We start from the raw sequence: 14583 nt of genomic DNA, 5'->3' as shown, positions 1-14583 counted from the left end.
CCCACGGATGACTTTCAACTGGGACCTCGTCTGGAGTTCCTTCGGGCCGATCGTCGGCGGCGCCCTCACCGGCACCATCCCGCTGACCCTGGCGTCCTTCGCCTTCGGCCTGCTTCTTGCCCTGTTGGTGGCATTGCTGCGGCTGAGCCCCAACAGGGTTCTCTCCGCCATTGCCCGGTTCTATGTCTCGGTCATCCGTGGCACTCCCCTGCTGGTGCAGCTGTTTGTGATCTTCTACGGCCTGCCCAGCCTGGGAGTGAAGCTTGAGCCCTGGCCCAGCGCCATCATCGCCTTCTCGCTGAACGTGGGCGGGTACGCGGCGGAGATCATCCGAGCGGCCATCCTTTCCGTGCCCAAGGGGCAATGGGAGGCCGGGCACACCATCGGCATGTCCGGTACGCAGACGCTGTTGCGGATCATCCTGCCGCAGGCCGCCCGGGTCTCGGTGCCGCCGCTGTCCAACACCTTCATCTCCCTGGTGAAGGACACCTCGCTGGCCTCCCTCATCCTGGTGACCGAGCTCTTCCGCAACGCCCAGCAGATCGCCGCGTTCAGCCAGGAGTTCATGGTGCTGTACCTCGAGGCAGCCCTGGTCTACTGGGTGGTGTGCCTGGCCCTGTCCACCGCGCAGTCGGCCCTGGAACGCAGATTGGACCGCTATGTCGCCCACTGATCCCGTTGATGCTTCCCTGGTGCTTTCCGCGCGCGGACTCACCAAGTCCTTCGGCAGCAACACCGTGCTGCGCGGCATCGACCTCGACGTCCGCCGCGGCCAGGTGGTGGCCCTGATCGGGCCCTCCGGTTCCGGTAAGACCACCGTGTTGCGTTCCCTCAACGGTCTTGAAGTGCCCGACGGCGGCACTGTTGCCTTCGGAGCCTCCGCCGGCTCCCCGGGCGGCAAGGACCTCGAGCTGGATTTCGGCGGCGCCGTGGGCAAACGGGACATCGCGGCGCTCCGGGACCGCAGCGCCATGGTCTTCCAGCACTACAATTTGTTTCCGCACATGACGGTGCTGAAGAACGTCACCGAGGGCCCCGTCCAGGTGCAGAAGCGCCCCAAGGCCGAGGCCCAGGCCGACGCGCTGCGGCTGCTTTCAAGGGTGGGGCTGGCGGAAAAGCGGGACGCGTACCCCTTCCAGCTCTCGGGCGGCCAGCAGCAGCGGGTGGGCATCGTGCGGGCCCTGGCCCTGAAGCCGCAGCTCCTGCTCTTCGACGAGCCCACCTCGGCCCTCGATCCGGAGCTGGTGGGAGAAGTCCTGAGCGTCATCAAGGAACTGGCAGAGGAAGGCTGGACCATGGTGATCGTCACCCATGAGCTTGGCTTCGCCCGGCACGTCGCGGACGAGGTGGTCTTCATGGACGGCGGCGTCGTGGTAGAGCGCGGACCCGCAGCGGAGGTCCTGGGCGCCCCGCAGCAGGAGCGCACCAAGCAGTTCGTCAAACGGATCCAGCACGAGGTCTGAACCCGCGGGGGGTGCGCCCGCTCAGCGGCCGAAGCGCAGGGTCACGAGCTGGAAAGGCCGGAGCGTGAGCCGGGCGTTGTCCGTGCCGGCCGCCACCCCCGGCGCGTCCACGGGCCGCTCCAGCAGGTCAACCGCCTGCACCGAGCTTGCCTGGAAGTTGGCCGTGACCACACCGCTGGATCGTTCGCCGAGGGATTCGTAGAGCCGCACCACCACGTCCCCCGATCCGTCTTCGGCCAGCTTCACGGCCTCCACGGCGAGCGCCCTTCCGGACACTGTGAACAGAGACTCCGCCGCCTTCGCCCCGGCCACGGTCCGCGGCGCGAGGTTGCGGCGGTAGCCCTCCTCGACGGCGTCGGCGATCGCAGCGCCGGGGCGGACGCTCAGCTCCAGGACGTGCATGCCCCGGTCGGCCTGCGGATCGGGGAACTTCGGGGCCCGCAGCAGTGAGACGCGGACGTTGGTAGTGGTGCCGCCGTCGTCCCGGACGGCCCGGGTGACGTCGTGGCCATAGCTGGAGGCATTGGCGACGGCGACGCCGTAGCCGGGTTCGCCCACGTGGATCCAGCGGTGGGCGCAGATTTCGAACTTCGCCGCTTCCCAGGACGTGTTGCTGTGGGTCGGCCGGAAGACGTGCCCGAACTGGGTCTCCGAGGCCGACCGGTCCGCCTGCACATCGAAGGGGAAGGAAATCTTCAGCAGCTTCTCCCGCTCCTGCCAGTCCACGGCCGTGGAGATGTCCAGGGACGGCGCTCCCGCCGCCAGGCTGATCCGCTGGGTGATCGTGGAGGAACCCACCTCGCGTTCCACCACGACGACGGCGTCCCCGCCGTCGCGTTCGAGCCGCACCGAACGCGCTTCGGCCAGGGAGCGGACGTTGTGGCGGTAGAACTCCTCGATGTCCCAGGCGTCCCATTCGTTGGGGGTGTCGCGGAACAATTCCAGGTGGTTGCCGGCCTGCCCTGGTGCGATGGCTTCGCGCCCGCTGGCGTGGTCGGACAGGGAAACCAACAGGCCGTTGGCATCCAGCACGGCACGGATGACCCCGTTGTCCAGCACGTAGCCGCCGTTCCGTTCCGTGGTCTCCACGGGCTGACCGGGGTCTGCGGCTTCGGCCGCAGCCAGGGCAGGCACGCCGTGGCGGGCGTGGGGCGCGGCGTTGAGCAGGAATCGGGTATCCCCCGGGCCTAGCAATGCCGTGGCGGCGCCGGCGATGATGTCCTCGAGTTCACGGGCGATGGCCGCGTAGTTGCGTTCGGCATCCTGATGGACCCAGGCGATCGAACTGCCGGGCAGGATGTCATGGAACTGCTGCAGCAGGACCAGCCGCCACAGCTTCTTGAGCTCCGCGGCCGGGTAGGGATGACCGCTCCGCACAGCCGCCGTCGCACACCACAGCTCGGCTTCCCGCAGGAGGTGCTCCGAGCGGCGGTTTCCTTGCTTCGTGTTGGCCTGGCTGGTGTAGGTTCCGCGGTGCATTTCCAGGTAGAGCTCCCCCACCCAGACCGGCAGATCCGGGTATTCGGCCTCGGCCTGCTGGAAGAATTCCTTGGCGGTGCCCAGCCGGACCTTCGGCGAACCTTCGAGATCCGCGGTGCGGTGCGCCGCGGCCACCATTTCGCGGGTGGGTCCGCCGCCGCCGTCGCCGTATCCGAAGGGCACCAGGGAAACGGTGCCGCGGCCGTGTTCACGGTAGTTGCGTTCGGCGTGGGCGAGTTCGCGGGCGTGGAGTTCGGCGTTGTAGCTGTCCACGGGCGGGAAGTGGGTAAAGAGCCGGGTGCCGTCGATGCCTTCCCAGTTGAAGGTGTGGTGGGGCATCCTGTTGACCTGGTTCCAGGAGATCTTCTGGGTCAGGAACCAGCGTGAGCCCGCGGACTTAACGATCTGCGGCAGGGCCCCGGAATAGCCGAAGGAGTCTGGCAGCCAGGCCTCCTGGCAGTCGACGTCGAACTCTTCCAGGAAGAAGCTCTTGCCTTCGAGGAATTGGCGCGCCATGGCTTCGCCGCCGGGCATATTGGTGTCCGATTCCACCCACATGCCGCCCACGGGCATGAACTGCCCGGCCTTGACCTTCTCCCGGATCCGCACGAACAGCTCCGGGTAGAACTCCTTGATCCAGGCCAGCTGCTGCGCGGAGGAACAGGAGAACACGAAGTCCGGGTTGTCGTCCATGAGCGCCACGACGTTGGAGAAGGTCCGCGCGCATTTGCGGATGGTCTCGCGGACCGGCCACAGCCAGGCGGAATCGATGTGGGCGTGGCCGGTGGCCAGCAGCTCATGCGCCGAGGCGTAGGCGGGGCTGGCCAGGACCCCGGCGAGGGCAGCACGTCCGGCGGCGGCGGTTCCGGCGATGTCGTCCGGGTCCATGATGTCCAGCATGCGTTCGAAGGCGCGCAGGATTAAGTGTCGGCGCGGCAGCTCAGTGGGCAGCTCATGCATGAGCCCGCTGAGCGTCCAGATGTCCTGGTTCAGTTCCCAGACGGTTTCGTTGAGTTCGGCGATGGCAATCCGGCCCAGCCGGTAGCGCGGTTCCGATCCCGCCGTGGCTTTGTCGCCCAGCGGGGTGGAGGCGAAGGTCCAGCCCTGGCTCACGTCCGGATTCGCCGCGGCCTCCACGTAGAAGTCCACCGACATGCCGCCACCCAGCAGTTTCAGGGGCACATGCTGGTTCCGCGGGGAAATGGCCTTGATGATGGTGCCGTCCGGACGCCAGGCGATGCCTTCGCACTGGAAGCCGGGGGCGTCACTGCTGAAGCCGAGGTCGACGACGACCTCCACCGCCGTGCCCTCCGGGGCGCCCCAGCCGTCCGGGACTTCGCCCTGCAACCGGAGCCACTTGGTGCTCCAGGCCCGGCCCCAGGCCGAACCGTGTTCGAGGGGTGTGTACTCCTGGTGGATGGCTTCGGCGGCGGGGACCGGCTCGCCCGGAACGTCCCAGCTGCTCAGGGTCAGTGGAACTGTGCGGCCGTAGATCGCCGGCGCTATCCGCTCGCGGACAAAACGGTCCAGGCGCTTTTCGGTCAGTCGCCGATCGTCGTGCAATTCAGATCCCCCTAGCGCCCCGCCGTCGTTTCACGGCCGGGCCGTACGCGTCAATGGGAAGCAGGCTTGTCAAATTGCGGACAGTGCTGTCCCGTCCGGTACGACGCTTCCATTCGATGGATAAAAATCTACGTCGTCGGAGGCCAATCGCCAAGTGATTGCCGACTCTCTCTGTGCCGTGCCGCCCCTCCTCCGGAGCTCAGGCGGGAGACGTGACACCGCCCAGGAGGCGCTCGCTGCCGGCATACACGTTCAGGCTGGTGCGGCGGCTGAAGCCCACCAGGGTCACACCGGTTTCCTCGGCAAGCTCCACGGCAAGGCTGGAGGGGGCACTGACCGCGGCGAGCACCGGGATTCCGGCCAAGGCGGCCTTTTGCACCAGCTCGAAGGAAGCACGTCCCGAAACCTGCAGCACGGTGCCGGTCAGCGGAAGCTTGCCTTCGCGGAGGGCCCAGCCCACCACCTTGTCGACGGCGTTGTGCCGGCCCACGTCCTCGCGCAGGCACAGCAGTTCCGACGATCCGTCGTCGTGGATCCGGAACAATCCTGCCGCGTGCACGCCGCCGGTCTTGTCGAACACGGCCTGGGCTTCGCGGAGCCGGTCCGGCAGAGCGGCGAGAGCCTCCACCGGAAGCCGCAGGCCGTCGTCGGCGGTGTTGTGGCGCAAGGTCTTGCGCACGGCCTCGATCGAATCGGTGCCGCAGATCCCGCAGGAGCTCGAGGTGTAGACCTTCCGCCCGGTGTCCGGCAGCACGACGTCGGGACGCAGTTGGGCCTCCACCACGTTGAAGGTCTGGACGCCGTTCTCATCCTCGCCGGCGCAGAAACGCAGGGAAACCAGCTGCGCGGAATCCCAGATGACGCCTTCGGACACCAGGAACCCGGCCACGAGGTCGAAGTCGTCACCGGGAGTGCGCATCGTGACGGAAAAGGACATCCGGCCGAGGCGGATCTCCAGCGGTTCCTCGACGGCGAGGACGTCCTCGCGGTACCGGACCGGATGCTCGGCGGCCTGCGCAGAGCCGTCCAGCACGAATTTGTGCACCTTGCGGCGCTGGGTCACGCGTCCCATTCAACTGCCCTCCGGGGTCGAAACATGGTTGACGAAGCCGTCGCACTGTCCTGCTGGCGAGCACGCCTTTTCATAGGACCATCATGGCAAGCGCGCAAGTGGGATGCCACCCGACGCCCGCCATCCGGGCAGACCGCCGGATCGGGACCAGCCGGGCCGGACTGCGGACCCGGATCAGGCATCCAGGGCGCTCCAGTCCACCGGGCCCTGCGGGGCCTTCCGCGCGGGCTTCGCGGGCCTCCGCGGCTTCTCTTCCGGGGCCTTCGCCGCGGGAAGCGGCGGCCCCCACGGCAGGGCAAATGCAGGCACGGCGGCCCCGAGCTGCACGCCGTGCGGCGGAACCACCATCACGCCGTCCGCGCCCGCGAGCCCGCGCATCATGCCCGCCCCCGCGTGCTGGGCCGGGGAGGCCAGGCCATAGACGAACTTGAACGGGATCAGGCGTGTGCGGCCTGGCTGGGCGTCAAGCGTGGCCCCGGACGGGACCTCGCCCACCTCGCCCAGGCTCCCGTGGCCCAGAGCAGCCAGCAACGGCGCACCAACGGTGAACAGCACCATCATGGCCGCGAGCGGATTGCCCGGCAGGCCAAGCACGAAACGGCCGTCCGGGAGTTCCGCCAGCACGGCCGGGTGCCCCGGCCGCATCGCGATGCCGTCGATCAGCAGCCGCCCGCCCAGCTCGGCCACGGCCTTGCGCAGGTGGTCCGTGCCCGAACGCCCGGTTCCCCCCGTGGTGATGACGACGTCGGCCGGTGCAGCCTCCGGCAAGGGCTCGCCTTCCTGGAGGGCCGCGAGCCATTCCTCATAGGAATCGCCCGCCCTCGCCTGGCCGCCGCGGATGCCGCCCAGGAGTTCGACGACGGCGCCCAGCTGGGGGCCGAAGGTGTCCCGGACCTTGCCTGGCACGGGGACTCCCTCGGTGACGACCTCCGAGCCGGTGTACAGGAACTTGACCAAGGGCTTGCCGAGCACAGTGAGTTCGTCGCGGCCGGCCAGGGCGGCCACACCCAGGTGCGCTGGGTTGAGCACGGTTCCGGACTTGATGAGGACCTCCCCGGCAGCCGCTTCCTCGCCGGCACGGCGGATGTGCTGCCCGTTGCGGGGCTCCCCCGGCTTGGCGCTTCCGCCGAGCGCCAGGACCGGCAGGCCATCGTCGTCGGTGGTTATCACGCCGCTTTCGCTGCGCAACACCGCCTTGGCGCCGGGCGGAATCAGTCCGCCGGTGACAATGGGGCTCGCCTGGTGGGGCGCGAGGCGGTGTCCGGGATCGGCGAGGATCCACGGACCGCTTCCGTTGACCGCCCAACCGTCCATCGCCGACGAAGCGTAATGCGGCAGATCCTGCAGCGCGAGGACATCCTCGGCGAGTGTGCGTCCCAATGCTTCAGCCAGGGGAACCGGTCCCGCGGGGATAGGGGATGCGCAGTCGAAGGCGAGTTGCCGTGCTTCCTCCCAGAGGTGGTCCAGGTGGCCGTGATCGTGAGTGGCCGCGGCATCGGTCATCCGGCGTCGGTCTCCGCAGTTCCGGGTTCCGCAGCGCCGGATTCCGCAGTCGCATAGTCCTTGGAGAGTTTGCGGGCCAGCGCCATCGCGGCGTCCATCGACGTCTTCTGGTCCGCCTGGCCGGACCCTGCGGCAAGGCCGGCGGCAAGGCCGGCCACGAAGGTGGTGAGCGGGGCGGCGGGGCGCACCACGGAATGCGCGGCGACACCGGCAAGGGACAGCACGGCGTCGATATCAACCTGGGTGTCTTCGAGCTCAAAGGCCTGAAGCAGGGTCCTGCACCATTCTTCGAGGGTTTCTTCCTGGCTCTTCACGATTCGCCTCCACGTCCGGTGCAGCTGGTGTCACGACGGGCCGCCGTGCACGCCGAGCGCAGCGGCATCGTCCCAGGTGTCCACGTCATCGGCGGCGTGTTCGGGAACGGCTGCGGTCAGCAAGTCAAGACTAGCAAGCAGCCTGAACACCGGGGCGTTCGTTAAGGTCCCCTCGGCTGTCTGTGCCGCGATGGCCCCGCGCAGGGCCCCGGTGGCGTACACGGCCAGAAGGGGCTGCTTCCTGCCGTCCGGGGAAAGCCCCAGCACACCCTCAGCTCCGGGGTGCTCCCCAAGGACGGCCAGGAGCGGCCCCACGGCCGTCGCGGCATGGGGCATGTCGCATGCCAGGACCAGGACCCAGGGTGCCGGAGGCTTTTCGCCACGCCCCAACTCGTCGAGTCCCGCGGCTATGGCCGCGGCAGGCCCGGCAAAGGGCGGGTCCTCCCGGACCGTCAGGGCTCCCGGCGGCAGCCTTTCCGGGCGGGGGCCGACGACGACGAGCGAGCGGGCGCCGTGCGCTGCGGCCAGTGCCCGCTCAAGGAGTGTGGCGCCGTCGTACACCAACCCGGACTTGGGCACACCGCCGAGGCGGGAGGACCTGCCTCCCGCGAGGATCACCGCGTCGAATTCCACCTGCCCAGCCTACTCGGGCGCGCCCGCACGCCAGGAGCGGCGGGCGCGCCGGGCAGTCAGGCTGCCGATTCAGGCAACAGGAAAGGGTCCCATGCAGGAACGGGCTTCTCGAGCTCTTTGATCTGCCAAATGGTCCCGGTGGGGGCCGCCGGAGTGAAACGCAGCTTCCAGCCCATCTCGGCCGGCGTGTGGTCGCTCTTGGCGTTGTTGCAGCGCAGGCACGCCGCCACCAGGTTTTCCCAGGAATCCGCGCCGCCCCTGGACTTGGGGTGGACGTGGTCAATGGTGTGGGCTGCTTTGCCGCAATAGGCGCACCGGTGTGCGTCCCGCCGCAGCACGCCGCGGCGGGTGACAGCGGTGATCCGGTTGTATCTCGGCCGGATGTAGCGGTTGAGGAGGATCACGGACGGTCGGCCCAGGATCTCCTGCGGCCCGACGACAGGCTCGTCGCCTTCGGCCACTACGCTTGCTTTTCCGGTGAGCACAAGGACCAGCGCCCGGCGGAAGGTAATTACCGCCAGCGGTTCATATCCAGCATTCAGAACGAGTGTGCGCATGCACGTACCTCTTCACGGCCGCACCCGTCAGGGGCGCGAGGGCCGGCTGCCCTCTGCATGTACGGGCTGTGGATCGACATCTCAAGAGTAAACATGCAATGCCCGGATCAACGAATCCGCATTATCAAACGCGGGGCATGTCGTCAAAAGTTCACGTGCCGGCCATCTGGAAAATGGCGTCCCTGGGCAGGCAGATAGGCCGTTGTTAACGGCAAAGACCCCGCAGGTCAACGACCTGCGGGGCCTCGCACGGAGAATTGAAATCAGCCGCCGACGCGGATGAAGACCGGGCCGGAGCCCACATTGGCGCTGTAGAGGGCGGTGGTCCCACCGTTCCAGCCGCCGTGCACAGCCATGCCGTTGCCGACGTACACAGCGATGTGGGCCATGCCCATGCCGCCGTTCTGGTAGTAGATCAGGTCGCCCGGCTGAGCCTCGGCGGCGCTGACGGTCCGGCCGAGGGACAGGTAGTCGGCCGGCCAGCCGTGGAAGTTGATGCCGACGGCAGCCAGGGAGTTGCTGGCCAGGGCGGTGCAGTCCTGTGCAACGCCGAGCTGGGCGTAGGCGGCTGCGGCGATCGCGGCACCCTGGCCGCTGGCGACCTTGGTGGCAGGGGCGGCAGCGGTGCTGGAAACGGAAAGCTTGGCAACCGGGTTGGCAGCCTGGGCCGGAGCCTCGGCTTCCTGGACCGCGACAGGGGCTTCCTCGACTACCGGAGCAGCAACAGTCTTGACGGCGGGGCGCTCGAACTTGATGGCGACGCTGGAGCCGGCGGAGATGCTTGCCTGTGCAACGGACTGGACTTCCAGAGTGGAAGCAGCGCTGGATTCGCGGGCAACGTTGCTCTCGGCAGCGTTGGCGGCGATACCGCTGGTCAGCACGAGGCCGGAAGCGGCGGCGATAACAGCTGCCTGGCGGCCCACGCCACCGGCGTTGCTGCCAACGGTCTTGGCGATGACGGCGAGCGATGCAGTCTTGGGGGCTGCGGCGCGGTGGCGCGCAGGAATAGTGCGTGAAGACACGTAGAAGCCTCTCCCTATGCCCGCGAGGTAAGCTGTCGGATTCGGATGGGAGTCATCCGGCCGCAGGGCAGTTCCAGTTGGAAAAGACCTGCGACTTAACCCCAAGGCCACCGTGATGATGACCGGAAGTGGGTCCCCCGCCTCTGCCAGACGATGTTTTGCGAACGGATCCTTGAGCAGTGGCAGAGCTAGGCAATCCACTCAAGTGCATCAACTCTCTAGAAGTTGATGCGGTTTAGACGGTACAGCAATTCAGATCGAATGTCACATTCAGGTCACGGCAGGTGACAATCATGCGAGAGGTCTCCATCAGATCGGGCTACAGCCAGCCCAGTGGTTCAACGACATCGCCGTTGACCATGACCTCGAAATGCAGGTGGCAGCCAGTGGAAGCGCCGGTGGTGCCGCTGAGGGCGATCACGTCGCCGCGGTTGACGCTCTGGCCAACTGAGACGTTAAAGGACGACAGGTGGTTGTAAGTGGTCTCGAGCCCGTTGCCGTGGTCGATCACAACCCTGTTGCCGCCGCCGTAGGGGTGCCACCCGGCGAAGGTGACCTTGCCGGAGGCCGCCGCGAAAACATCCGTGCCACACTGCGCCGCAAAGTCGCGGCCGCGGTGGAACTCGCCGTAACCACCGGTGAAAGGATCGATCCGATAGCCGAAGGGCGAGACGGAAACCATCCTGGACAGCGGCGCACCCAGGGTTCCCTTCGAGGACTCGGCCTGGACGGACCCGGCGGACTGCGCACTGAGCAGCTGGCGCAGTTTGGCGTCGGGATCGGCCTTGGTGGATACCGCCATACGGCTGAAGTCGACCTTCGCGCTGGCGGAAACGGGGATCTCGGGCTGGGATCCCAGAGCCATCGCAGCCGCCGAGGAACCGGCCTCGGAGGAGGCGGTCAGGGCTCCCGTTCCCGGGAGCGCCACGGTCATGATGAGGCCGGTGGCGGCCAGGGCAACGCCGGCCTTTTGACCCACACCACTCGCGGCGGCGAAGTCCGCTACCTGCTGCAGGGGGCTCCTGCGGCGGCGGGCTTCACGGTGGGAATCACGGGGACGGTCGACCCTTGCGACGGCCCGTGGCCGCAGCTCAGCAACGGGGCTGGACGCACGCCTGCGGCCCCTGGTGTTCTGCGTGGTCAAAAGGTTCCTCTCTGGAAGCCTGCGAGGTTAGCTGTCGGATTCAGGTCAGAGAGTGCACAGACCTGGCCCGCAAGGAGAGGCGCGGCACAGAGGTATCCCCGAGAGGCCCTGCGTAACGTGCTTTTCCCGTGCGGACTTCACCCCAAGGCTGCCTTCCGGCAACCAGCGATGGTTCCCCCGCCTCTGCCAATGAACGGATTAATCCACCTGTTCCGCTGGCAGAGTTCGACTCCGGATCAGGTAACGCTTTGGTATCGGCGCTAGTACCCAACTATAGGTGATTAACACCCTCAGTAATAAATTCGTTATCTTCGCCGGCGGGTCAGGCGACAGCCACAAAGACGTGTGCGGCTACTTCCGGAGGAAGCTCCAGGGCGCCCTCGATGCCGGGGACCCGAACGGAGATGTACTCCCCCACCCGGGCCAGGGACACCCGTGCGCCGGGGCGGATGCCGCCTTCGTCCAACTGGAGCAGCAGCTCGGGCTCCACCTGGATCGGTTCGGCCAGGCGGCTGACCACGACGCGGGCGTCGGGGGCGTAGTCATCCATCGCCTGCAGGAGGTTGACGACGCCGTCGCCGAAGGGATGCGCGGCAGTCCCGCCGATCGCTTCGAGGCCCGGAATCGGGTTCCCGTACGGGGACTCCGTGGGGTGGTCGAGGAGTTCGTACAGCCTGCGCTCGACGCGCTCGCTCATGACGTGCTCCCAGCGGCATGCCTCGTCATGGACGTAGGCCCAGTCCAGTCCAATGACGTCCGCGAGCAGCCGTTCCGCGAGCCGGTGCTTTCGCATGACCTCGGTGGCGCGCTTGCGGCCGGCCGGGGTCAGTTCGAGGTGGCGGTCGTTGGAAACGATGACGAGCCCGTCGCGCTCCATGCGGCCCACCGTCTGGGAAACCGTGGGGCCGGAGTGCCGGAGGCGCTCGGCGATGCGGGCGCGAAGAGCCACGATGCCTTCTTCTTCGAGCTCCAAGATGGTTCGAAGATACATCTCAGTGGTATCAATCAGATCCGTCATCCAGCTCAGCTCCTCGAGCGCAGTATCTTGCGTATTTTCCACCGTACCGTAAGCGCACGGGCGGCCGATTCGCGGGCATTCCGGCCCGGACTCCCCGCTCCAGCTTAGCTTATTTGGAATTACTCTTGATAATTTTCGAGCGGTGCACGGGACTCATTCGCCGGGGGCGTGGCGCACTGTGACACCCAGGTTCTGCACTGCCCGCGAAGTCAGGCAGAATTGGGGAGGCGATGAGGCACTTTCTGCCACCCGCCACGAACCACCAGGCCGCTACACCATTGGAGCTAAACCGTGAGCGAGAACAGCATCACTATCCCGGCAGATCTGAAGCCCGTGGACGGCCGGTTCGGCGCCGGGCCTTCGAAAGTCCGTCCGGAGCAGATCGAAGCACTCTCCGCAGCCTCCACAACCATCCTCGGCACCTCGCACCGCCAGGCACCGGTCAAGAACCTGGTGGGCTCCGTCCGCGAAGGCCTGAGCGAATTCTTCCGCGCCCCCGAAGGCTACGAGGTGATCCTCGGCGTCGGCGGTTCCACCGCGTTCTGGGACGTCGCCAGCTTCGGCTTGGTGGAGAAGAAGGCCCAGCACCTGTCCTTCGGCGAATTCGGCTCCAAGTTCGCGGCGGCCACCAACAAGGCCCCGTTCCTGGAGGCCTCCTCCATCATCAAGTCCGAGCCGGGTACCCGTCCCGTCGCTGCGGCCGAGGCCGGCGTCGACGTCTACGCCTGGCCGCAGAACGAAACGTCCACCGGCGTCGCGGCGCCGGTCAAGCGCGTCGACGGGGTCGACGACGGCGCGCTCGTCCTGGTGGACGCCACCTCCGCTGCCGGCGGCCTCGACGTCGACGTCGCCGAGGCCGATGTGTACTACTTCGCCCCGCAGAAGAACTTCGCGTCCGACGGCGGCCTGTGGCTTGGCCTGTTCTCCCCCGCCGCGCTGGAGCGCGCTGCACGCGTCAAGGCCAGCGGCCGCTGGATCCCGGACTTCCTGGACCTGCAGACGGCGATCGACAACTCCAAGCTGAACCAGACCTACAACACTCCGTCGCTGAGCACGCTGGTCACCCTGGATGCCCAGGTCCAGTGGCTGAACAAGAGCGGCGGCCTGGACTTCGCTGCCAAGCGCACCGCGGACTCCGCGCAGCGGGTCTACCAGTGGGCCGAGGCCTCCGAGTTCGCCACCCCGTTCGTGGCCAAGGCCGAAGACCGCTCCAACGTCATCGCCACGATCGACTTCGACGACTCGGTGGACGCCGCGGCCATCGCCAAGGTGCTGCGCGCCAACGGAATCGTGGACACCGAGCCGTACCGCAAGCTGGGCCGTAACCAGCTGCGCATCGCCACCTTCGTTGCCATCGAACCCGACGATGTTTCGGCCTTGCTGGCCAGCATCGATTACGTGGTGGGTGAGCTGCGCAAGTAGCACACCGGACACAAGTGGCGCCGTCCCGGGCTTCCCGGGGCGGCGCCGCTGTTTAGGGACGCTGAATCAAAGAACCTGAATCAAAGGACGCCGCGAGGGCTAGGACGCATCCTGAGTTTCACCGGCAGACACCGACGCGATCCGGAAGACCCGCAAGCCCTTGGCGCTGCGGTCGAAGCGCAGGCGCAGCTGCCGCGCCCTGACAATCCAGACCAAACCGACGATCGCGGCGGAGATCCCGGCGGCCGCGGCGACGCCCAGGGACCAGCGGGGCCCGGCAACGTTGGCGATCCAGCCCACCAGCGGCGCCCCGATGGGTGTCCCGCCCATGAAAATCGCCATGTACAAGGCCATCACCCGGCCACGCATCACCGGATCCGTGGTTGATTGGACGTAGCCGTTGGCGCTGGTGATCATGGTGAGCGCGAAGAGGCCCACCGGCACGAGCGCGAATCCGAAGAGGGTGTAATCGGGCGCGAGGGCAGCCAGGAGGCTGGCCACTCCGAAGGCTCCCGCGGCACCGAAGATCAGGCGCAGGCGTGGCCTTCCGCGCCGGGCTGAAAGCAGGGCGCCGGCCACCGAGCCGATGGCCATCACCGAATTCATCAGGCCGAAGGCGCCGGCGTCCATGCCGAATTCCGTGCCCACCATCGCCGCGATGAACAGGACGAAGTTCAGTCCGAGCGTGCCCATGATGAAGATCGCCACGAGGACCACCACGATGTCCCTCCGGTGGCGCACGTAGCGCAAGCCTTCGCGGATGCGGCCCTTGCCTGCCGCTGCACGGGGCTGGACCCGCAGGGTGCCTGCGGGAATCGAGGCCAGGGCCAGGATCATCACCAGGAACGTCACGGTGTTCAACAGGAAGACCCAGCCCGGCCCCACCACGACGGTGAGCACACCGGCAACGGCCGGACCGATCATGCGGGCGACGTTGAAGGATGCACTGTTGAGCGCCACGGCGTTGGCCAGGGAATCCTCACCCACGAGTTCGGACACGAAGGTCTGGCGGACCGGCGCATCCAGCGCGGACACCAGTCCCAACAAGAGGGCAAAGACGTAGACGTGCCACAACTGGCCGGCGCCGGCCACGACCAGGATTCCCAGGCCCGTGCTCAGCAGGGCCATGATCCCCTGGGTCAGGAAAAGAAGGTGGCGTCGGTTGTAGCGGTCGGCGAGCAGCCCGGCCCAGGGCGCCAGGAAAAGCTGCGGACCCATCTGCAGGGCGAGCGTGATGCCCATGGCTCCGGCATCGTGGTTGCTGAGGTGGTCAAAGACCAACCAGTCCTGGGCGGTGCGCTGCATCCAGGTCCCGACATTCGAAACCAATGCACCCAGGAACCAAACGCGGTAGTTGCGGATGTGCAGGGATTTGAAGGTGGACATCAGTTGC

Annotated in this window: 13 protein-coding genes and 2 riboswitches; of the genes, 3 read left to right on the top strand and 10 right to left on the bottom strand. The window is 67.3% G+C overall.

Annotation, left to right across the window (positions count from 1 at the left end):
• Positions 1-7: 7 nt before the first annotated feature.
• Both ACN9M4_RS04160 and ACN9M4_RS04155 read left to right on the top strand, forming a co-directional pair.
• On the top strand, positions 8-673 hold the full coding sequence (locus ACN9M4_RS04160) for an amino acid ABC transporter permease (RefSeq protein ID WP_426302305.1): 666 nt from the start codon (positions 8-10) through the stop codon (positions 671-673).
• Positions 660-1463 carry an amino acid ABC transporter ATP-binding protein gene (locus ACN9M4_RS04155; RefSeq protein ID WP_426302304.1) on the top strand — a complete coding sequence of 268 codons (804 nt, stop codon included), beginning with the start codon at positions 660-662 and terminating at the stop codon, positions 1461-1463. Before ACN9M4_RS04160 ends, ACN9M4_RS04155 begins: the two co-directional genes overlap by 14 nt.
• Positions 1464-1484: 21 nt before the next feature.
• On the opposite strand, the gene ACN9M4_RS04150 is transcribed toward ACN9M4_RS04155, so the two are convergent.
• The 9 genes from ACN9M4_RS04150 to ACN9M4_RS04110 all read right to left on the bottom strand — a co-directional run bounded on the left by ACN9M4_RS04150 (position 1485) and on the right by ACN9M4_RS04110 (position 11768).
• Complete coding sequence (locus ACN9M4_RS04150) at positions 1485-4505, bottom strand: alpha-mannosidase (protein ID WP_426302303.1); 3021 nt, start codon at positions 4503-4505, stop codon at positions 1485-1487.
• Positions 4506-4704: 199 nt separating this feature from the next.
• Positions 4705-5577, bottom strand: coding sequence for a formate dehydrogenase accessory sulfurtransferase FdhD (gene fdhD / locus ACN9M4_RS04145; RefSeq protein WP_426302302.1), 873 nt, complete (start codon positions 5575-5577; stop codon positions 4705-4707).
• 174 nt (positions 5578-5751) lie between these two features.
• On the bottom strand, positions 5752-7080 hold the full coding sequence (locus tag ACN9M4_RS04140; protein ID WP_426302301.1) for a molybdopterin molybdotransferase MoeA: 1329 nt from the start codon (positions 7078-7080) through the stop codon (positions 5752-5754).
• On the bottom strand, positions 7077-7394 hold the full coding sequence (locus tag ACN9M4_RS04135) for a DUF6457 domain-containing protein (protein WP_426302300.1): 318 nt from the start codon (positions 7392-7394) through the stop codon (positions 7077-7079). Before ACN9M4_RS04135 ends, ACN9M4_RS04140 begins: the two co-directional genes overlap by 4 nt.
• A gap of 30 nt (positions 7395-7424) precedes the next feature.
• Positions 7425-8027 carry a molybdenum cofactor guanylyltransferase gene (gene mobA, locus ACN9M4_RS04130; RefSeq protein ID WP_426302299.1) on the bottom strand — a complete coding sequence of 201 codons (603 nt, stop codon included), beginning with the start codon at positions 8025-8027 and terminating at the stop codon, positions 7425-7427.
• Positions 8028-8083: 56 nt separating this feature from the next.
• Positions 8084-8584: an HNH endonuclease gene (locus tag ACN9M4_RS04125; RefSeq protein ID WP_426302298.1), complete on the bottom strand. Its 501-nt coding sequence runs from the start codon at positions 8582-8584 to the stop codon at positions 8084-8086.
• Between the two features lie 263 nt (positions 8585-8847).
• Positions 8848-9606, bottom strand: a complete 759-nt coding sequence (locus tag ACN9M4_RS04120; RefSeq protein WP_426302297.1) for an NlpC/P60 family protein — start codon at positions 9604-9606, stop codon at positions 8848-8850.
• 3 nt (positions 9607-9609) lie between these two features.
• Positions 9610-9779, bottom strand: a riboswitch (cyclic di-AMP (ydaO/yuaA leader).
• Between the two features lie 146 nt (positions 9780-9925).
• On the bottom strand, positions 9926-10750 hold the full coding sequence (locus ACN9M4_RS04115) for a M23 family metallopeptidase (protein ID WP_426302296.1): 825 nt from the start codon (positions 10748-10750) through the stop codon (positions 9926-9928).
• Positions 10751-10752: 2 nt separating this feature from the next.
• Positions 10753-10959: riboswitch (cyclic di-AMP (ydaO/yuaA leader) on the bottom strand.
• Between the two features lie 113 nt (positions 10960-11072).
• Positions 11073-11768: a metal-dependent transcriptional regulator gene (locus ACN9M4_RS04110; RefSeq protein ID WP_426302295.1), complete on the bottom strand. Its 696-nt coding sequence runs from the start codon at positions 11766-11768 to the stop codon at positions 11073-11075.
• Positions 11769-12059: 291 nt separating this feature from the next.
• Between ACN9M4_RS04110 and serC the strand changes: the two genes are divergently transcribed.
• The gene (gene serC / locus ACN9M4_RS04105) at positions 12060-13190 is read left to right on the top strand and encodes a phosphoserine transaminase (RefSeq protein ID WP_426302294.1); all 1131 of its coding nucleotides are present in this window, start codon (positions 12060-12062) and stop codon (positions 13188-13190) included.
• A 99-nt stretch (positions 13191-13289) separates the two neighbouring features.
• On the opposite strand, the gene ACN9M4_RS04100 is transcribed toward serC, so the two are convergent.
• Positions 13290-14576, bottom strand: coding sequence for an MFS transporter (locus ACN9M4_RS04100; RefSeq protein ID WP_426302293.1), 1287 nt, complete (start codon positions 14574-14576; stop codon positions 13290-13292).
• Between the last annotated feature and the right edge of the window lie 7 nt (positions 14577-14583).

Source organism: Arthrobacter sp. R-11 (assembly GCF_049913155.1).
Taxonomy (GTDB): domain Bacteria; phylum Actinomycetota; class Actinomycetes; order Actinomycetales; family Micrococcaceae; genus Arthrobacter.
The sequence above is the reverse complement of the archived record's forward strand: the minus strand, read 5'-3'. Positions and strand labels throughout refer to the sequence as shown.